21 protein-coding genes are annotated in these 19,491 nt (G+C 45.9%); 8 read left to right on the top strand and 13 right to left on the bottom strand.

Translation table 11 applies throughout. The annotated features are described in order from the left end of the window. Positions 1–69 precede the first annotated feature (69 nt). The 4 genes from Q4Q57_RS00660 to Q4Q57_RS00675 form a co-directional block, all read right to left on the bottom strand. The gene (locus Q4Q57_RS00660; RefSeq protein ID WP_311889260.1) at positions 70–2,001 is read right to left on the bottom strand and encodes an HD domain-containing phosphohydrolase; all 1,932 of its coding nucleotides are present in this window, start codon (positions 1,999–2,001) and stop codon (positions 70–72) included. A gap of 191 nt (positions 2,002–2,192) precedes the next feature. Further along, positions 2,193–3,059: a formyltetrahydrofolate deformylase gene (purU, locus tag Q4Q57_RS00665; protein ID WP_012088721.1), complete on the bottom strand. Its 867-nt coding sequence runs from the start codon at positions 3,057–3,059 to the stop codon at positions 2,193–2,195. A gap of 165 nt (positions 3,060–3,224) precedes the next feature. Further along, positions 3,225–4,706: a PTS transporter subunit EIIC gene (locus tag Q4Q57_RS00670; protein ID WP_311889261.1), complete on the bottom strand. Its 1,482-nt coding sequence runs from the start codon at positions 4,704–4,706 to the stop codon at positions 3,225–3,227. After that, entirely contained in the window at positions 4,658–5,122 is a 465-nt protein-coding gene (locus tag Q4Q57_RS00675; protein WP_311889262.1) for a flavodoxin, read from the bottom strand. Before Q4Q57_RS00675 ends, Q4Q57_RS00670 begins: the two co-directional genes overlap by 49 nt. A 121-nt stretch (positions 5,123–5,243) precedes the next feature. Between Q4Q57_RS00675 and Q4Q57_RS00680 the strand changes: the two genes are divergently transcribed. Next, positions 5,244–5,438: a hypothetical protein gene (locus Q4Q57_RS00680; RefSeq protein ID WP_006080971.1), complete on the top strand. Its 195-nt coding sequence runs from the start codon at positions 5,244–5,246 to the stop codon at positions 5,436–5,438. Positions 5,439–5,676: 238 nt separating this feature from the next. Here Q4Q57_RS00680 and truC read toward each other — a convergent pair whose 3' ends face one another. Together truC and Q4Q57_RS00690 are read right to left on the bottom strand one after the other, a co-directional pair. Next, positions 5,677–6,540 (bottom strand): tRNA pseudouridine(65) synthase TruC, encoded by an 864-nt coding sequence (gene truC, locus Q4Q57_RS00685; RefSeq protein WP_311889263.1) that lies wholly within the window; start codon positions 6,538–6,540, stop codon positions 5,677–5,679. Then, positions 6,527–6,847, bottom strand: coding sequence for a YqcC family protein (locus Q4Q57_RS00690; RefSeq protein ID WP_126492393.1), 321 nt, complete (start codon positions 6,845–6,847; stop codon positions 6,527–6,529). Before Q4Q57_RS00690 ends, truC begins: the two co-directional genes overlap by 14 nt. Before the next feature lie 162 nt (positions 6,848–7,009). Between Q4Q57_RS00690 and Q4Q57_RS00695 the strand changes: the two genes are divergently transcribed. Both Q4Q57_RS00695 and Q4Q57_RS00700 read left to right on the top strand, forming a co-directional pair. After that, positions 7,010–8,023: a DUF3549 family protein gene (locus Q4Q57_RS00695; RefSeq protein ID WP_107402276.1), complete on the top strand. Its 1,014-nt coding sequence runs from the start codon at positions 7,010–7,012 to the stop codon at positions 8,021–8,023. Next, positions 8,020–8,406 (top strand): DUF3301 domain-containing protein, encoded by a 387-nt coding sequence (locus Q4Q57_RS00700; protein ID WP_006080967.1) that lies wholly within the window; start codon positions 8,020–8,022, stop codon positions 8,404–8,406. The genes Q4Q57_RS00695 and Q4Q57_RS00700 overlap by 4 nt, the downstream gene beginning before the upstream one ends. A gap of 1,718 nt (positions 8,407–10,124) precedes the next feature. Here the strand turns inward: Q4Q57_RS00700 and Q4Q57_RS00705 are convergent. Together Q4Q57_RS00705 and Q4Q57_RS00710 are read right to left on the bottom strand one after the other, a co-directional pair. Next, entirely contained in the window at positions 10,125–10,430 is a 306-nt protein-coding gene (locus Q4Q57_RS00705) for a DUF962 domain-containing protein (RefSeq protein WP_311889264.1), read from the bottom strand. Next, positions 10,414–11,061, bottom strand: coding sequence for a GNAT family N-acetyltransferase (locus Q4Q57_RS00710; protein WP_006085234.1), 648 nt, complete (start codon positions 11,059–11,061; stop codon positions 10,414–10,416). The genes Q4Q57_RS00705 and Q4Q57_RS00710 overlap by 17 nt, the downstream gene beginning before the upstream one ends. 149 nt (positions 11,062–11,210) lie before the next feature. Here Q4Q57_RS00710 and Q4Q57_RS00715 point away from each other — a divergent pair, with 149 nt between their 5' ends. Then, positions 11,211–11,444, top strand: a complete 234-nt coding sequence (locus Q4Q57_RS00715; RefSeq protein WP_012588139.1) for a DUF2789 domain-containing protein — start codon at positions 11,211–11,213, stop codon at positions 11,442–11,444. 10 nt (positions 11,445–11,454) lie between these two features. Here Q4Q57_RS00715 and Q4Q57_RS00720 read toward each other — a convergent pair whose 3' ends face one another. After that, the gene (locus Q4Q57_RS00720; RefSeq protein ID WP_006080961.1) at positions 11,455–11,862 is read right to left on the bottom strand and encodes a DUF3192 domain-containing protein; all 408 of its coding nucleotides are present in this window, start codon (positions 11,860–11,862) and stop codon (positions 11,455–11,457) included. A gap of 165 nt (positions 11,863–12,027) precedes the next feature. Here Q4Q57_RS00720 and Q4Q57_RS00725 point away from each other — a divergent pair, with 165 nt between their 5' ends. Both Q4Q57_RS00725 and Q4Q57_RS00730 read left to right on the top strand, forming a co-directional pair. Continuing rightward, positions 12,028–12,411: a hypothetical protein gene (locus Q4Q57_RS00725; protein WP_006080960.1), complete on the top strand. Its 384-nt coding sequence runs from the start codon at positions 12,028–12,030 to the stop codon at positions 12,409–12,411. Further along, positions 12,411–13,184: a Zn-ribbon-containing protein gene (locus Q4Q57_RS00730; RefSeq protein WP_311889265.1), complete on the top strand. Its 774-nt coding sequence runs from the start codon at positions 12,411–12,413 to the stop codon at positions 13,182–13,184. Before Q4Q57_RS00725 ends, Q4Q57_RS00730 begins: the two co-directional genes overlap by 1 nt. Before the next feature lie 155 nt (positions 13,185–13,339). Here the strand turns inward: Q4Q57_RS00730 and syd are convergent, their stop codons facing one another. Next, positions 13,340–13,990 (bottom strand): SecY-interacting protein, encoded by a 651-nt coding sequence (gene syd, locus Q4Q57_RS00735; protein WP_311889266.1) that lies wholly within the window; start codon positions 13,988–13,990, stop codon positions 13,340–13,342. Positions 13,991–14,049: 59 nt separating this feature from the next. Here syd and queF point away from each other — a divergent pair, with 59 nt between their 5' ends. After that, entirely contained in the window at positions 14,050–14,907 is an 858-nt protein-coding gene (queF, locus tag Q4Q57_RS00740) for an NADPH-dependent 7-cyano-7-deazaguanine reductase QueF (protein WP_006080957.1), read from the top strand. Between the two features lie 93 nt (positions 14,908–15,000). Here the strand turns inward: queF and Q4Q57_RS00745 are convergent, their stop codons facing one another. After that, complete coding sequence (locus tag Q4Q57_RS00745; RefSeq protein ID WP_071939089.1) at positions 15,001–15,942, bottom strand: LysR family transcriptional regulator; 942 nt, start codon at positions 15,940–15,942, stop codon at positions 15,001–15,003. Positions 15,943–16,065: 123 nt separating this feature from the next. Here Q4Q57_RS00745 and Q4Q57_RS00750 point away from each other — a divergent pair, with 123 nt between their 5' ends. After that, positions 16,066–18,054 carry an alkyl sulfatase dimerization domain-containing protein gene (locus Q4Q57_RS00750; protein ID WP_311889267.1) on the top strand — a complete coding sequence of 663 codons (1,989 nt, stop codon included), beginning with the start codon at positions 16,066–16,068 and terminating at the stop codon, positions 18,052–18,054. 49 nt (positions 18,055–18,103) lie between these two features. Here the strand turns inward: Q4Q57_RS00750 and Q4Q57_RS00755 are convergent, their stop codons facing one another. Next, positions 18,104–18,844: a sporulation protein gene (locus Q4Q57_RS00755; RefSeq protein WP_006085223.1), complete on the bottom strand. Its 741-nt coding sequence runs from the start codon at positions 18,842–18,844 to the stop codon at positions 18,104–18,106. Positions 18,845–18,932: 88 nt separating this feature from the next. Beyond that, positions 18,933–19,478, bottom strand: a complete 546-nt coding sequence (locus tag Q4Q57_RS00760) for a hypothetical protein (protein ID WP_311889268.1) — start codon at positions 19,476–19,478, stop codon at positions 18,933–18,935. Between the last annotated feature and the right edge of the window lie 13 nt (positions 19,479–19,491).

Genomic DNA, 19,491 nt, shown 5'->3' on the forward strand with positions numbered 1-19,491 from the left:
GTCGGTAAAATTTAGCCTACAGTTGCGCTGTTATTATCAGGATTAAAAATAAAGTGTTTCATAAAGCACTTAAATCAATCTCTCAACTTCGCGGAAAGCGTTTCTTGTCATGGCAATGGCCCGCCAGCCGATAATCCCCAATGGCTGCTGTGCTTTGTTTATCACCACAAGATATTCTGAATCCAAAAGATTCAACTGCAATAAGGCATCTTCCGATGTCGCCACCTCACTGATGGTAGGCACCGAATGCTGCATGATCTGATGGGCTTTTTTATGTAAAGATGCCCTATCCTGCTCACGCTCAGCCGCTGTGCCAAGTAATGGGCTAAACCAATGCTCCAGCAATTGATGAGTGATCACGCCAATTATCTTATGTTGCTCATCTAATACCACAGCCACCTTAGCGCGAGCAGCAGTAAGCAAACGCTTAACGTCGGCTAATTCATGGTCGAGGGAAATCGTGACGAGAGGTTCAAGGGGCGCGGCACCAATATGATCGCTAATACTCAACTCACGATTAATCAAAATCGCTAAACAGGTTTCGACTATCTCAGGATCAAACAGAGTCCCTTTACCCGCACGCAGCACTTCGGTCATTTTCTCCAGCCCCAAAGATGGACGATAGGGCCTGTGGGATAATATCGAATCGGCAACATCGGCTACGGCAATAATTTTCGCCTCATAGAGAATGGCTTTATCCTTTAAACCCGCAGGATAGCCCGAGCCATCGAGCCGCTCATGATGCTGTAAAATCATCTCTTTGATGGGCCAAGGAAACTCCACATCCTCAATAATTTCAGCGCCATGGAGTGGATGGGTCTGTATTAATGCATATTCTTCTTTTGAAAGCTTCGAAGGTTTGGTCAAGATCTGCGATGGAATGGCCAACTTGCCGATATCATGGACTAAGGCACCAATTTTCAGTCCTTCGAGACGCAGTGGATCTAAGCCTAATTTCTCACCAATCAAATAACTTAATTGCGCCACCGACTTTTGATGCCCTGCGGTATAGGCATCTTTTAGTTCCAATGCCTCAGAAATGGCACTAATAAGCTGGGTTAACGACTGAGATAACTGCTCTTTTTGCGATTTAATGATTTTGGACTGGCGAGAAACAGCGCGCAATGTGCGCGGCAGTTCGATGGTGTGCCATAGGATGCTGGCGAAGGTGAGTAATGATCTTGCATCATTGCGACTATAGGGCTCGTTACGGTCGACCACGCACACTATGCCGACCAAGCGGCTGCGAAACAAAATCGGCACCGCCAAATAACGCCCTGCAAGTAACAGTTTATCTAAGGGCAAATCCCCTAAGCGCCTTTGGGAGTCGGTTTGATTTTGGATGATCGGCTTATAATCTCGCACGCATTCGAGCCATACGCGGCTTTCAAGTTCAGACACTTGGGTATTATCTTCGATGAAATCGGCTTGATTCGCCTCGGCGGGAGGATAGTCTGAACGTGCCGCGAGCGTGAGTGTTTTTGACTTTTCGTTATGCAGCAGAATAAACCCATATCGACTGCCAGTGAGCGACATCGCCTTGGAGACGGCAACTTTAAACACTTCTTCTTGGGAGGATTTAATCACATCTTCAATGTGTTGCAGCCAAGCATCGCTGGCTTGAATCGCTCGGCGATAATCCGAATGCAATTCCTTCATCTGCGGATCTTCAAAATTGATGTCGGATAGAATCAAATACCATCCCATTTCAGGCAAAGAATGCAGCGCAAGATGCACACGTATGCCTCTATGATCTTGTAATTGAAAACCAAGCTCTTGCCCACGTCGCCTTACAATATCGGCGCACAACTCGGCATTAAAGGCACTAAACAGTTGGCTAATGGGTTGATTAATGATTTGCGCCGCCGAACGTTTACAACGCCGGTAAAAGGCTTGGCTCATCCGTAGCACGCGAAATTGCTCATCAAGCTGTGCCCAAGACAAATTCAAACTATCGGGCAAGTCTTTCATTCCAACGATAAGGCTTTGACTAGTTGACATCCAGCACTCCAGTCTTTGATTAGAGCATGGGCGACACGCTTTAGCGTGATATTCGCCCGAATGTGAGCACTATAAAATCTCCAATAAACATAATGATAGCTGATCCCATGACATACGCTGATTAAAATAGGCTGAGCTGAATGTCATGTTATCGCTACGCTTGTCATTACCTTAGCGCGACTGCCTACGCTTTAGAAGACGATCGTTTTATTGCCGTACACGACCACTTGCTCGTTAAGCACTAACTGCAGCGCTTTGCTCAGCACACTCTTTTCTACATCGCGCCCAGCGCGTGCCATTTCTAAGGCGCTATAACTGTGATCGACGGGAATCACGTCCTGCTTGATGATCGGCCCTTCATCGAGGCAATTATTCACAAAATGCGCCGTCGCACCGATAATTTTCACCCCGCGCTCCCAAGCCTGACGATAGGGTGCTGCGCCAATAAAAGCAGGTAAGAAAGAATGGTGAATGTTGATGATGCGATTAGGATATTGCGCCACAAAATCAGGCGTTAATACCCGCATGTACTTAGCCAAGACTAAATAATCGGGTTCGTATTGAGATACCGCAGCCAACAGTGCTTGCTCGTGTTGAATTCGGTCTAAGCCTTCGTGACTCACCAGATGAAAGGGAATGTTAAATTTTTCGGCCAGTTCGCGCAGCGCATCATGGTTGCCCACCACAGCGGCAATCTCGACACTTAAACCACCGTAATAGGCTTTCATCAACAGATCGCCTAAACAGTGCGCTTCTTTCGTCACTAACACCACAATGCGTTTCTTGCCAGCGCTGACCAAGGTCATGTGATTCTTAGCAGGCAGCACGTCGCGCAGATCCTGCAATAACTGTTCGCTGTTAAAAATGCCCTCTAACTCAGTTCGCATAAAGAAACGCCCTTGGGCATTATCCACAAACTCACTGTTTTTGATGATATTCAGTTTATGGGTAAAACAAACACTGGTGATTTTGGCGATGAGGCCTTGGGCATCGGCGCAATCCGTCAGTAAGATTTTACGTTCTATGGATGGCGAAGTATTACCGCGAGTTTCAGTCATTTGTTGCAAAATTGGATCTCCTATATTGTCCCTACATCGAGTTTGCCATAGCAAATCGTGCTGAACAGCATGAAAAACCTATAATGCGAAAATAAAAATGACATTTCAGAGGCTTGAATCAATAAAATGTAAAAATTAAGCAGTTAATTTTGTAAAAACACAATCCTAGCGGCGAGTATCCAAGTAACGCTGCAATACTTTACGTAAGGTTTCGGCCTTAGTGCCGTAAACCACCTGCACACCTTTGCCCATAACGATCACGCCCTTAGCGCCCAACTGACTCAAACGCACCTTATTGACTAACTCGGGCTTGTGTACGCTCAAGCGTAACCGAGTTAAACAGGCATTGAGTTCAACGATATTGTCACGCCCACCTAGCGCCGCAATAATCGCCCGTAAACTTTCTTTAGGTCCTTTATTATCATTATGCTCAAGCCTGCCGGGCGTTTTCAAATTAAAGGCTAAAATACTCAACCTAAACAACAGGTAATATATTATGGCGGTCAAAGGCCCGAGGAAAATAAACCAGCTGGCATTACGGGACAATGGAAATAACAACGTAAAGTCCACCAGCCCTTGGGAGAACACTATGCTGTGGTGAATATCGAGCATGATACAGACAAAGTAAGCGAGCCCAGTGAGTAAGGCGTGAATGATAAATAGGATTGGCGCTACAAACATAAAGGCAAATTCGATAGGTTCAGTCACCCCAGTTAACCAACTGGCCGCCCCCGCCGAGAGCATAATGCCCGCCACACGATTGCGCTCAGAAGGATCGGCGCAGCGCCACATTGCCAGCGCCGCCGCAGGTAATCCCCACATTTTAATCAGATAACCACCAGCAAGGTTTCCCGCCTGCGGATCGCCCGCTAAATAACGCGCCACCTCACCACGGACGACTTCATGCCCTAATAACTGATATTGGCCCACTTCTAAGTAAAAAGGTGCGTTCCAAATATGGTGCAAGCCAAGGGGAATAAGTAACCGCTCTAATGCACCATACACGCCAAAGGCGATAGCCGGTTTTTGATAAACCGCCCAGTCAGATACCCGCTCAATCAATAGCGCTAAGGGTGGCCACACATGGGCGAGCACATAACCTAAGCCCATCGCTAGGGGAATGATCAACAAAGATGCACTGCGGCGTCCCTCAAAGAAGGAGAAAATCGCAGGCAAGCGTATATATTGACTCCAGCGCACCGCAAGACAAGTAATGCCGCCGAGCATCATGCCGCCCGCAATCCCAGTATCTAAGGTATCCATTCCCAATAGAGGCTGGGTTGGGAGTCGATACAAATCAGCTAGCGCGGCTAACGTCGCCGTCATCACCCCATAACCAAACACCGCCGTAAAGGCGGCAATGCCTTGATCGCGGCAAAAGCCAATAGCGACCGCTACGGCAAATAACATCGGCATGATGGCAAAAATGAGTTTCCCCACAGCCAACATCAACACTGTCAGCTCTTCGGGCATAAAAGGAATAGGACTAACGGTGAGGCCAAGCATGACCCCAGCTGCAGGCAAAATGGCAATAGGAATAAGCAGCGCTTGGCTTAAGCGCTGGGCAAATTTAAACCATTGCTGAGTAACGAAACTGCCTAAGCGACGAGCTCGGTCTTGACGACTTGATTCCAGCGTTCTAGCCATTTTATCGCTTCAACCTCAGGTTCCATGGTTTCACAGGCATCGATTTCTAATAATTCTACAAGTGGTTTAGCACCAAGCTCACTCAAAAGCGCATCTATAGACTTACCGGCGCCGCAAAAGGTTTCATAACTTGAATCACCCAGTGCGATTACACTGTAGTTAAGCGCAGGTAAATAGGGCGCAAGATTTTTAAGATTATGATACCAAGGCTGAATATCTTCGGGAAAATCCCCTTGGCCTGTCGTAGAAGTGACCACAACTAACAATTCATCCTGCGGAGGAATAAAGCTGGCGATGTCATTAGGTTGCCACAATGTGACATCATAACCTAAAACTTGCATTTCTTTCTCTAGGGTTTCGGCGGCAAATTGTGCACTGCCATAGACAGTGCCAAACACCAGATTCACCTTTTTCATGGTACACTCCACATCGCGTTGCAAACCTTATTAGGCTGACCATACTTTATTGTTCAGCGGATGGGCAAGCTAAGGCGCAAAATTTTTATAAATCAAGTCATTGAGCATGAGGAAATATCTGATGCGACAGTCCACCCGCCAAAAACACCTCAAGCAACACCACAAAACAACCCATATTCGACGTAAAAATTATTTCCACTCCGCCCAGCAAAATCTCACATCGCCACTCGCGCCTACCTCTGGATTCTCAACCTTAGCCGTCATGATGCAAGAATTGCGTCCACAAACCGCACAAACACCGCAACGCCTCGACTAATTACCGCCAGACTCATTTTGATTGGACAGTTTTAATTGAACCGTTTTAATTGAACCGTTTTAATTGAACCGTTTTAATTGAAAGTGTTGATTCGACTGTTATGGGTTCGATAGTTTTGATTCGATTGCTTAGTGTCAATAGCCAAGCCAAGCGAATGACTTTTGATGCCACTCACTTGGCTGACGGCCAATTATGTCGAGATTGTCTCAGTTGAGATTGTCTGAGTTAAGGTCATGAGTTACGCATTTCCAGCTGGCATCTCTTCCGTGACGATTAACAACTCAGCCTGTTGACTCAAGCTCGCCTCGTCCCAACCTAGCTCGGCAAACACGGTTTCCCACTGAGGCTCGAGCTCAGTTTCTATGCTGAGCCGAACTTGAGTCACTGGATGGGTGAAGCTGAGCTTTTTCGCGATAAGCCACAGGCGATTAATGCCAAAATGCTCGCGGAAAAACGCATTTTGCTTACCGTCACCATGGGTGGTATCACCGACAATAGGGTGACGTAAATGCGCCATATGTCTTCTGAGCTGATGTTTACGCCCCGTTTTAGGGCTCAAGCGTACTAGTGCGAATCGGCTAGTGGGATATCGGCCCGAGGGATACGGAATCTCAGTATTGAGTAATGGCTCATAAGCCGTCACAGCCTCCTGCGCCGCTTTGTTAGGATCGGCGTTCTTATCGCTCAACTCATCCAACTCAACCTTAAGCGCATAATCTAAAATACCACTCTCATGCATATTACCGCGCACTAAAGCCAAATATTGCTTTTCAATCGTATGGGAAGCAAATTGCTCACACAGTGCATTAGCCACTTCACTACTCTTGGCAAACAAGAGCACGCCGGATGTCGGCCTGTCGAGTCGATGCACAGGAAACACATGACAACCGACTAAGTCGCGGGTCAGCTGCATGGCAAAAAATCGCTCCCGACGCGCTAAATAACTGCGGTGGACCAATAGGCCTGCAGGTTTATGAATTGCCACTAAGTGATCATCTTCATAAAGAATTTCAATCTCAGGCGCCTGCTCTTCTGAATCATCCTCTTGGGATGCATTCAGTGCATTTTTAGGCGTTTCAAGCCAGATATCATCTTGATTCATTTAACAACATATCCAATTCATTCAATACGCCAATCAGAGCTTGGCGCGGGGGCATATCCTGCCAAACATGTTCAGCCATAGGGGCTATCGCAATTTGCGTCGGCAATGGCGCACCCGTTTCGATTAAAGTCTGCATTCTAGGCAGTAAAATAAACTGCAACCACTGCTCAAGGGGCATAAGATCACAGGCAAAAGGCGCTGTGCTTGCCATTGCTGTGGCAGAAGGCGCCTGCTCAGACCACAACTCGGCCGCTTGCAGCGCTTGGGCAATCTGAGCCAATTTAGCTTGGGTTTGACTGTATAACATAGCTTTCAGATCCATTCTCATGTTAGCCACTGTGATTGAAGAACTTGCCACAATCCACAGGCCGAATAGGTCGATTAAAGTGCCGCAATCATACCATCCAGGCGCACTTCCCCCTATAATGGCGCCAATTTATTGAGCCTCTTTGATTGATATGGCAGCCAAATGACTGAAATTACAACTTTAAGCCAGTTTTTAACCACAGCCAAAACCCAGTTCCAAGTGTATGATCTTGGCCGTAGGGTTCAACATATTGATATGCTCGCGTTTCACCAAATAGAATCTCTCGCTACCCCTTATCCTTACCCTATTCAAGGACATGCGCAGTTTGCTATCGTCTTTTGGGATGCGAGTCAGCAACACTTTATTTGGTTTCTAAAACTGGCCTTAGATGAGCAAGGATTACTGTCGCCTGCACCGCGCTCACAATTTATCGAAATGATATTAGCGGCATTAGGGCAAGATCCCACTCAGCCACTCAGTGATGAGCAGCAAGAACGACTCGCGAATAATCCGTTTAACTTCAAGCCAAGCCAGGAAAAACTCGCCGTATTCAACGCACTCGTTCGTAAACAACTCGGCCAACGCGCGTCATCGCAATACGAATTTGCCGTGCAGTACCTGTCAGGCCAAGTAGCCCCAGCACAATGGCAACATATTGGGATGCAAGGCATAGCCGATGTATGTGCGCGCGCAAATGAGTTTGATCATGAGCAGCACTTAGTATCGAGTTTTGATACTGCCGCCATCGAAGTGCAAATCGCCCTATGTCAGTGTCTTGAGCACTTACTGATTAGCGACACGCTCGCCGATAAAATTCTCGCGAAACTTCAAGATGCAGCCCCAGAACACCAAGCTTATTTCCTACGGGCTTTGGCTTCTAGCGCCAAACACAGCCAACAAGCGTTCGAACATCTTCACGGCCAAGCCTCTTTAGATACCAATGCCCTCATCAGCATTGCCGGGCGTAACTGGTCGGTATTAAAACAAGATTCAAGTCGCAGTCTTTACTTAGAAGCCCTAGCACTGCAGCCCCAAGCCTTTTTTAATCAGGTCTTTGCTGATATTGTGGCTATCCCTAGTTTGCGCAATCAACTACTAGGCGAATTAAGAAACCCCAATCGAAGCGTTCAACTATCACAAGCCATAGGTGGTTTGTTTAAGGCAGCAAGCAAATGATGTCAGATTTACTGTTAATTATTGGCCTCGTCGTGATTGCCGCATTTTTTTGGCAGTTACGCCAAATGGCAGAGTTGAGCCGCATTTTTGCCGAAAAAGAATGTTGGCGACAAAAAGTGCAACTGTTAGCCATAGCAATGGAAACCGCCCGCCCAAGTATTGGCGGCACCACGGGGATTTGTTGGAAAGCGAAATATTTATTTGAATTCAGCACTGACGGCATTAACCAGTACAGTGGCCATATTTGGATGCAAGGTAAGAAAATTCAAAAAATAGAATGGCCTATCTTCCCAGAGCCCGAATGGCAAGAAGCGCCGACAGCACAGGGGAAATTTGGCGGTTGTGGTACGCAAAGCGGCTGTAGCTCAGGCAAGTGTCATTAAGTTTTATCGACTATGATGCCCAAATAAGCTGTTCGCCAGAATAGAGAATAATCAGTCATTCTTTGGTGCTGCAAAATAACTCGCTATAAAAATAAAAAAAGAAAGGGCGCGGCCCTAAAGCCACGCCCTCCTATTCTCTGTTAAGCTATCCTGCTATTTTTGTGCTCCCTGCACCATCCATGCGTCAATCTGCGTCCTGCTTCATCCCTGCTCAATCCTTGAGGTCCCTGTACTCATGTACTTCCCTATCTCTTGGTCATCCAGTCCCAAGCTTGCTCTTTCCTGAGCGGTTCCATCATCATCCATGAAACGGGTATTGCATCCATTCAATTGCACTCCATGTGCCATTGCCATCCTATGCAATGAGTCTATCAATCCTTGATAGTCTCCCTTCCTTGGTATTGGCTCTCTTTCATCCTGAAAGGCCTATATCCCTATCATTCCTTAAGTCACATTCCTTAGTCACTGTTCGATCATCCTGATCGCCAACATCCTGTTGCCCGTAATTCCTTCTACAAGATGAATTCTACGCCAACCAACGAAAGTACTCATTGCGGATTATTTAAAATGTTAACGAAAATGGTGAGTTTAACTAATAAGAAATATACTAACTGACTGATATAAATATAAATAATAACCAACCTCAAGACATAACCCCCCTTTTAACCTACAAATTACTTACATACTTGTAGGAGATCTCTTACACGAAGGATGGCAATTCGAATCAAAAGTAAGCAAAACGCTAGATGTTCTCCCCTGAGGACTTATACATAAACCGCTATTGCTCAAAGTTCGACAAGCATTCAGCGCATTACCAGAAAAAAATTATTAAGCAATAAGAGAAGTAAGAGAAGTAAGACTGGTAAACATGCTTTGCGGTGAGAAGTCTTTAAGCAGAGTTAAAAAGTCAATGTGAATAGCGTTATAGCTTGGCAAAGCAAGATTAATGCTGAAAATGAACCAAAGAAAAGGGCGCAACTAAAGTGCGCCCCATTTATCCTTTGTAAGCCGTCCTGCTCGATTTGTGCTCCCTGCACCATCCATGCGTCTGCTTGCGTCCTGCATCGTCCCTGTAATCCCTTTTCGTCCCTGTGTATCAAACTTGCGTGAGATAACACTCAGTCCTTTGACCTGTAAATCCATTTTACAGAGCCTGTCACTTCCTATGACTTTTTCCTATTGCATCCTGCAAAATTTGTCTTCCATAGAGTAGTACAAGCTGTTCACCCTTATACTTTATCCTTGTCTCGACACATCCTGTCTCGAGTTCATGCTTAATCCTTAAGCGTGTCCTGTATTCTTCCTGAAATTCATCATCCTGACGATACGACTCACTGTCTCTAATCATCCTTGAAAAGCAATCCTGCTTTTCCTTAGCCTATCCTAGGCGAATGACAGTTTTCCTACCGTCAGCGATTTCAACCTTGAAATCTTAATTCGTTGCTTCTTGCGTCCCTTTGGCCTGTTTCGCTTTCCTTGCTATCCATTTGCTTTGGCCATGAGTGAATTCTACGTTAACCGTAACTTTTTTGTTCGGCTCAAAGAACGGACTACAAAATAAATTACAGTTGAACAGAAGGTAAATAATTATAAGTTAATGATTATAATTAAAATTAAACGCAACAGAACAAAAAACAATCAAAAATAAAACATTATGTCCTACAGCGTTTGTAAGCGATCTCTCACACGGGCATGGGCATCTCACTCGGACGGCTTTTTTAACGCTTAAAAAAGCCGCTGATCATCTGAGCAAACATCACCCAATCAGCCATTAAACTGTAAAAGGGATACTGAAATGTCGCGGGTCGATTCTTCTCAAATACTAAGTGTCCCACCCACGCAAAACCGTAGCCAACGACCGGAATAAACCAACATAGCCACCAAGCTTGTGAAACCAAGGCAATGCCAATCAGCAGCAGGACTACGCAACTGCCAACAAAGTGTAATTGCCGGCAAGTCGGGTGCTGGTGTTGGGATAAATAGAAAGGATAGAAATCGGCGAACCGTTTATAAGAGTGAGTCATCTTGTTGAACCGAATAGAATAATAACTGACCATGGACACTGCCGATATTGAGCTCGCCTAAAGAGACAAAGTCATGCTGGGTAAATAACTGCAGATGGCTCTCTTGAGCGACAAACACACCAATGCCATCCAAATCCGGCTGCTCATCACACCAACTCACTACCGCTTGCACTAACTTATGTCCGAGTCCTTTGTGCTGCTCGTTCGGTGCAAGGGCGATAAACTGCAAAATACCGCAGTGCTTACTGGGTAAGAGTTCGACAATACTGGACTCTTTTTTCATCAACGCTTGGGTCGATTGCCAGCCAGTACCTAACAACATCTTTAAGCGCCAATGCCAGTAACGCCCTTCTCCCAAAGGCACTTCTTGCGTTACCACACAGGCTAAACCAACCAGTCTTTCATGGTCGAACAAACCTATGAGTGCTTGTTTTTGTTGCCATAACGTATTGAGTTCTTCGCGGATCGCGGCGCGCAGTTTTTGCTCGTAAGCGGCTTTATCTGAGGTAAAAAGTGAATCGACAAAAAAAGGGTCATCATGATAAGCGTTGTAGAGGATAGAGGCGGCAATGCGTAAGTCTTCCGCGGTCAAATAGACTGCACGGCAGTCTTCCAAGGTTTCATTGTCCATTATTAGTATTCCTTGACTTAGCTCACACTTTTTATGAGTAACAATTAATTTACCAAGGAAACGGAAAAGTGCAAATTTTAATCATAGATTGCATTTTTCAATCAGGCGCTTACTCTAAACGAAGGCACTATACTGAAAAGGAAATAATGATGGATACAACTCCAGTAGACCTAAGCCACTTATTCGAGCAACTCGGTTTAGACAGTAGCGATGAAGCCATAGCGCAATTTATTGCAACCCATGACATCGACCATCACATTCATCTAAGCCAAGCGCCCTTTTGGACCCCAGCTCAAAAGAGCTTTATCATCGAAGGCCTAGAAGCTGATGCCCTCTGGACTGAGCCCATTGAGCAACTAGATACTCAGCTACGTAAGCTATAAAACTCGCGGGTTAAATTTTACTGTAAGCCGTTTCACCCCAACCCACTAAGGCATTGTTGCTCAGCACGATAGGTGTGCATTCATCCTTAGTGGTTTTTCCATCGCCATTATTGCGCTGGGTACGATAAAACAACACTAAGACTTCTTTATTCGATTCACCTTGTTGAGCACTTTGTTGAATGTAGGCTTCACTAAAATCAGCGGTGCCCATTAAGATCATCACTTGGTCTTTGGGCATCCCTAAACTCAGTTTGGTTAAGTTAGTGCGGTTTTTATCTTGCACTTTCTCCCATGATTCGCTGCTATCCCAACCCGATTCGCCATCACCGACATTGACCACACAGCCGCTAAGACCTAAGCTTGCAAGCCCTAAAAAAGTGATGGCGATAAGTTTGTTATTCAATTTATGGTTAATCATGTGACATCCTGTGTGATTATTATTTTTTGCTTGAAAAAGCGATTTAGGCAGGACAATAAGCAAAATAGATGCCAAATGACAACGCACTGTTTTTAAATGAAAAAACTTACGTGGTCTTTTAAGATTAGTTTAAATCATTCAACAAATTAAGGAATTTTGCTAATTATGAGTCCACTTGACCAAGTATTAGCGGCTGCACGTTCGCTCGAAGCCTGCGGTAAAGTACCGAGCCTTGCCTTAATAAAAACCCGTTTAGGTAGCAGCCTACCTTTACCGATATTGATCCAAGGCTTGCAGCAATTTAAATCTATGCCTAAGGCGGATCGCGAGCGTTTAGCCGAGTTACAAGCCATCAGCCCGACAATCGAAGCCGCTGCAACTAACGATACCTTGACGCTTGCGCTGCTTGCCGATCGCCTGCAGATACAACAGGCATATTTTGAACGTCATGCTGAGCAGCAAAAAGCAGAAATCATGCAATTGAAAAACGAACTGCTTGAACTAAAACAACGCATCAACTTATTAGAATCCCAAGGAAAAACCGCTTAATGTTTGTCACTGAACTGCGTTTTGAATGCTTCGCCGACACCACTATCTCTGCCGCCGAAAAAGCCATTAATCAGCTCCTTGAAGCCTATCGAGCTAATGGCCAAATCTTAGGGCGAGAATTTGCGGTCGCCTTTAATGACGGTGAGTTTAGAGTGCGTTTACTGATGCCAGAGAAAAGCAGTTTAGCGCATAAATATCACAGCCCTTGGGTCAAAAAAGCATTAGCAGAGTTAACCGACGCTAAGCTACTCGCGCCGCGGGAAAAGTTTATCGGTCAGGACATTAATTCTGAGGTCAGCAATACCGACACACCGAGCTGGCAACTGCTGTATACCAGCTTTGTACACATGTGCTCGCCCCTGCGCAGCGGCGATAATCTACTGCCGATTCCCTTATATCGACTTCCAGCAACCTTTAATGGCGATCACAAACGCATTATCCGTTGGCAGAGCGAATGGCAAGCCTGTGACGAGTTACAAATGGCGGCGGCCACCAAAGCAGAATTTGCCGCACTTGAGGAATTATCGAGTCCAGACAGTGATTTATTTCGCAGAGGTTGGGATTTGCGCGGCCGTATCGAATATCTCACTAAAATTCCGACCTATTACTACTTATACCGCGTCGGCGGCCAAGATTTGGCCTCCGAAATGGCGCGACCTTGCCCACGTTGTGGCAGTCATGATTGGAAACTCGATGAACCTTTATTGGATATGTTCCACTTTCGCTGCGAGCCTTGCCGCATAGTATCGAATCTGTCTTGGGATCATCAGTAACATCATCTTATCTCGCTGTAGACCTCAACCTAAGATAAGCCACGCTTAGGTTGAATGTTCCGCTCAAACTAAGTGTTGTTGAGCGTTAACACTCTGACTAAACGTGGTTGAAGGCTAAGAGCTCGCAGCAAGATAAAGAGCCCAGCTCCCACCAACTAGCGTTTACCAAAGAGGTTTTGCCACATACGTTTAAAGCTGGCAAAAATCCCCGGATGTTCTAATGCGGGCATAGACAGTTCTTCATGTTTAACGGGTGGTGCAATTCGTGGCGATAACGCCTCAATAAATTCCGCTAAACTTGGCGACAATTGCTGGGTGGGGATCTCACCTGGAAGCTCAATCCACACGCTGCCATCACTGTTGTTGATGGTGAGCATTTTATCGCCCTCATCTAACAAACCGATAAACCACGTCGGTGGCTGCTTGAGCTTTTTCTTCATCATCAGATGACCAATCAGGTTTTGCTGCAGGCAGGTAAAATCATCCTCATTCCACACTTGCAGTAACTCACCCGTGCCCCATTCTGAGTCGAATAGTAACGGTGCAGAAAAATACTGACCGTAAAAATGATTGATTTCTGGCCATAAAGTCAACTCAAGCGCATGCTCAACATTGGCAAAACTGCCTTCGACTTCGCGTTTAACCGGCTGCCAAGAAACGGCTTGATCAAGATCAGCATGAAATTCGCCTTGAATACACACAGAAGGCTCACCCTGTGGGTAATAACGCGGTAGTTCACCTAAACTCGTTAGGTAAGCTTGATGGTAGTTTTGCAAAAATTTATCGAGTGCGGGCAGACAAGACACTTAAGCACAATCCAATTTCAGGTATAATGTGCGCCTATTTTGACATGGAAACAGTATTGATGACACAGAATCACGATCCCTATAGTGATGCGCAAGCGCTTGTTGGCCTGACTTTAGGTAAAGCCACAGACTATCAAGCCGAGTATGATGCGTCGCTGCTGCAAGGGGTTCCACGCTCACTAAACCGTAATGCTATTGCACTCACTGGGACGTTACCGTTTCATGGTGCCGATATCTGGACGGGTTATGAGCTGTCTTGGTTAAATGCTAAAGGTAAGCCTATGGTGGCCATAGCTGAATTTCATTTAAGCTATGAAAGCCTGAACCTGATTGAGTCGAAATCGTTCAAACTGTATCTCAATAGCTTTAATCAAACCAAGTTCGATAGCATAGATTCACTGCAAAAGACCTTAGTCGCAGACTTAAGCCAATGTGCTCAAGGTGATATTAGCGTTAAAATCATCGAACCAAAAAGCTTTGGCATTCAGCGTATTATCGAGTTACCAGGCACGTGTATTGACGATCTCGATATTGAAGTCAGCGATTATAGTTTTAATCCTGATTACTTGGAAAACAGCACGGACGATAAGCAAACAGTTGCGGAAACGCTTAATTCAAACCTGCTGAAATCCAACTGTTTGATCACTTCGCAACCCGACTGGGGCAGCGTAATGATCCGTTATCAAGGGCCTAAAATCGATCGCGAGAAACTGCTGCGCTATTTGATTTCTTTCCGCCAACATAACGAGTTCCACGAGCAATGTGTCGAGCGAATTTTTGTCGATTTGAAGCGTTTCTGTCATTGCACTAAATTGACCGTTTACGCCCGCTATACGCGCCGCGGCGGTTTAGATATCAACCCGTATCGCAGTGACTTCGAGCAACCTGGCGAAAGCCACAGACTCGCAAGGCAGTAATTAACGTTCGTTCGAGTATCAGATTACGAACTAAGGTTTAGAACTGAGAAAAAACCAAGGTTAAAAACCGAAACTAAGCTCTGAATCGCTAGCCTAGTTGCTAGCAAGATTCAGAGCTTTTTCATTTACCGTGCTCGCACTGGCATCGAGCAATAAGCTTCGTAGCCATTGATGGCTCGGGTTTTGGGTGTATTTACTGCTCCACACCATATACAAATCAATGGGTCTTGTTTTCAGTGGCATAGGTAAAATCTGGATGCCGAACAACTCGGCGTACTGACTGGCGTATCGCAAAGGCGCTATGCCGATAGCCTCACTTTTGCCTACGGTAGCAAACATACTCAATAAAGATGACTGCTCACTATACATCTTGCGTCTAGGCAAGACGCCTTCGGTAAACAAATCCCCCGCAGTAAGATTAAAACGCCGCATATTCAAAAAGACGTGTTTCTCCTCAAAATACTGCTCATGGGTAATGGCGCCTTGAATCCGAGGATGCTGCCGACTGACGATACACACTAAGGTTTCGGTGAAGAGTAATTTGCTCGAGAGCAAACTTTGCTGCGCGGGTTTAATGTCTATCGCCACAGCGACTCGCTCAAGCAAGATATCGCGATATAAATCAGCTTCCTGTGGCGGTGATTCCCGAAAAATCACTTCAATATCCGCATCCTGTAATAAAGCCTGCACACCGGTTTGCAGCGCTTCGATAACCGACTCATTGGCATACACATAGAAGCGTCGCTGACTGCACTTTGGATCAAAATGCTCAAACCCCAGCAATACAGTTTCGATATCTGCCATTGGCTGCTCAAACTTACGGTACATTTCCCGCGCCACTGCCGTCGGTTCAATTCCCCTCCCAACCCGATTGAACAGTGACTCCCCGACCCATACCCTGAATCGACTGATCGCGTTACTGACTGAAGACTGAGTTAAGTCCAACTCTTCAGCCGCTTGCGTGAATGAACGAGTACGGTAAACCACCATAAACACCCGCAATAAGTTTAAATCTAATGGCTTTTGTGTCGGCATAAGGGAAACTACTCATTCACAATATGAATATTACAACCCAAGCTAACGCGAGTTATCTAAATACACAAGCTGTCTATACTCAAACCATCAACGACACTATCCCTCCTATCTGTAGGTAAAATTATGCAAAAATCTTTGATGACATTGAGTATTATCGCAACGTTCACCCTCAGCGCTACAGCGGCAGAACACGAGCATGAACATATCAGTCTGCACTATCAGGGAAAGCCTGCGACCCAGCAAACCACTGAGGTCAACAAGGCCACAGCAGCCACTCTAAATTACACCGATAAAAAAGCCTTTGAAGAGTTCTCTAAGAATCTCATCGCCGAACTCGATGAACCAACAGCCGCCATTTTGCGCACTGAATTTAGCTTTATCGGCGACAAAACCCCAGACACTGTCAATCCATCACTCTATCGCCAAGCCCAGTTGAATATGGTGTCTAACGGCTTATACAAGGTCACAGAGGGGATTTACCAAGTTCGCGGTACTGACTTGTCGAACTTAACGCTTATCCGCGGTAAAACGGGGTGGATCCTTTATGACGTGCTGCTCACCAAAGAAGCGGCAAAGTTATCATTGGAATTTGCCCTAAAAAACTTGCCTGAGGGTAATGACTTACCTGTGGTGGCGATGATTTATTCCCACAGTCATGCGGACCATTTTGGCGGTTCCCGTGCAATCAAAGACATGTACCCTAAGGTCAAAGTCTATGGTTCAAATAACATTACCAAAGAAATTGTCGACGAAAACGTCCTCGCCGGTAATGCCATGAGCCGCCGCGCGGCCTATCAATACGGCGCAACATTAGAGCGAAACGATCAAGGCATTGTCGATGCAGCGCTCGCCAAGGGATTATCCAAAGGCGAAGTGACCTACGTTAAACCCGATGTCACCTTAAACGGCAAAGATAAGTGGGAAACACTCACCATTGATGGCATAGACATGGTGTTTATGGATGCCTCAGGCACAGAAGCCGCCTCGGAAATGGCCACCTATATTCCCTCAATGAAAGCCCTGTGGACGGGTGAACTCACCTACCATGGCATGCACAACATTTACACCTTGCGCGGTGCAAAAGTCCGTGATGCCATCAAATGGTCAAAGGATATCAATGCATTGCTGACACGCTTTGGCGATGATGCACAGGTACTTTTCGAGGCCCATTCAGCGCCCGTCTTTGGCAATGCGGATGTAAATGCTTACCTCAGAATGCAAAGGGATAACTATGGCCTAGTGCATAATCAAACCCTGCGTCTAGCCAATAATGGCGTGGGTATTCAAGATATTGGCGATGCGATTCAAACCACCATTCCTAAAGCCGTGCGCGACACTTGGTATACCAATGGTTACCATGGTACCTACAGCCATAATGCCAAAGCCGTGTACAACATGTATTTAGGCTATTTCGATATGAATCCAGCCAACTTAAACCCGCTACCGACTAAGGATGAAGCGAAGAAATTTGTCGAGTATATGGGCGGTGCTAAAGCTGTGGTTAAACATGCCAAGGCCGACTATGCCCAAGGTGAATACCGTTTCGTGGCGACGGCACTGAATAAAGTGGTCATGGCAGAACCCGATAACGAAAAGGCCAGACAATTACTTGCCGATACCTATGAGCAACTGGGCTACCAAGCCGAAGGCGCAGGCTGGCGTAACATTTATCTTACCGGCGCCCAAGAGTTACGCGTAGGGATCCAACCCGGCGCACCCAAATCGGCATCGGCAGATATTTTAGGTGAAATGGAGATCTCGACTCTGTTTGATTTCCTCGCCGTAAAAGTCGATAGCATCAAGGCCGCTGAACTTGGACTGTTAAGGCTTAATGTGATTAACCCCGACACTAAAGAAACACTCTTCGTCGAGTTAAGCAACGGTAACTTAAGCAATATTAAGGTTGATAAACCAATGGAGGCCGACACCAATCTTTATATTGATAAGCGCTACATTACCGGGATTTTACTCGGCAAAGTGACCCTCAAAGACTTACTTGCCAACGGCACAGCCAAACTCGAGGGCGATAAAGCGGCCTTCGGTAAGATAGCGTCGACCTTAGTAAAATTTGATGAAAACTTTGAAATCGTCCCACTTCCGAACGCGAAGTAGTGACATCAACGCCCTGATGATTCAGGGCGTTTTTATGGAAAAAGATTAACTAGCGTATATTCGCCTTGAACACTTCTAACACTTGGCTGGCGCTAGCGTTATTGGCTAACGTAAAGTACAAATAGCCATCACCACGAAATGCCCTGTCTAATTCAAGTAGTAAATGGGTTTGCTCGGCTTCACACACCACAGAAATTTCAATCTCACGTATCGTATTTAACCCTAGATTACGCGGCTTAAACTCAAATTCTTGATAACATCCAGAGGTTGAGCGAAAGGCGCGGGTATTCAAGAATCCCTGCTCAACATCGGCCTTATAAAGTACATAACCCATACTAAACATAGCATTAAGCACATGTTCAAGGACTGGTGTAGGCATGACAACCAAAACATCGGTGTCGCTAGGGTCAATCGCTGAATCAATATCTACACCTGTTTGCAGCCAAACTTGACACTGATTATTCCGCACAGGTAACTGAGTAAATGGCGTTTCAGGATGCAACTTACCACTGAAAGGAATGTTGCGCACTTCACCAGCTTGGATCTCAAAAGAATCGCTTAAACGCCAAGTTGCAAGTTTATGATTTTTAAAATAATCGCCATTATCTGTACTCACTTTAACTTTAGTCATTAACGCCAAGTCGAGTCCCGAAATTCTCTGCGCCACATTGCCGCCTTTAACGACGATTGTCGCGTTAAACATTTGGCCCGGCAACAAGCGATTATCTTCCAGTAAAGTATCGACACTCGCGCCGCCAATTCCGACAGAGGCAAGCATTTTTTTAAACATAGGGGTTCCTTATCCAGTGAACCTATTAACTATCATCAACCTAGTTCCAAGTGATTGAGGATAATGTTGTCAGATTAACAAAGCAGAATTAGTTCGCAGAACCTGGCGTTGGCGCTGCAGTTTTGCACTCAAGTAATAATTGCTGGAAATGCGCACCTAAGTCTTGTTGGGCAAATTGCTCGCTCGCAGTCGCCATTTGCTTAAGGCTTTGTAAGGCTTGATCTAAACCTTGTTGCTCGATGAGGCTTTTAGCATAGGCCGCCGCATCGGCGCCTTTTTGCAGCAAGCTCGCGACCTGATCAAAACTGATATCTTGTTCCATCACTTTCTGTAAGTCACCCAGCAATTCTGCCACCTTGGCCGACTCCACCAGCGAGCCCTCAACATTCACTAACTTGCCAAGCGGATCTTGGCTCAGTTTTTCAGCCACGCAGGCCGAAACTGTGCCCGCCGCTGCGCTTTGGGCCACAACATCTAAGCCATTAGCACGAATTTGCTCAACCACTTGCTGCAATTGTGGATCTTGGGCTAACCAAGCCTGCTCTAATTGTTGCTTTTCATCGCCACCAAAATAACCACAACCAGATAGCATCACCAGCATAGTAGCCGGTAACATGCACTTAATCTGTTTCATTGCTAAACCTCAT

This window comes from Shewanella sp. SP2S2-6 (assembly GCF_031931965.1).
GTDB classification, from domain to species: domain Bacteria; phylum Pseudomonadota; class Gammaproteobacteria; order Enterobacterales; family Shewanellaceae; genus Shewanella; species Shewanella baltica.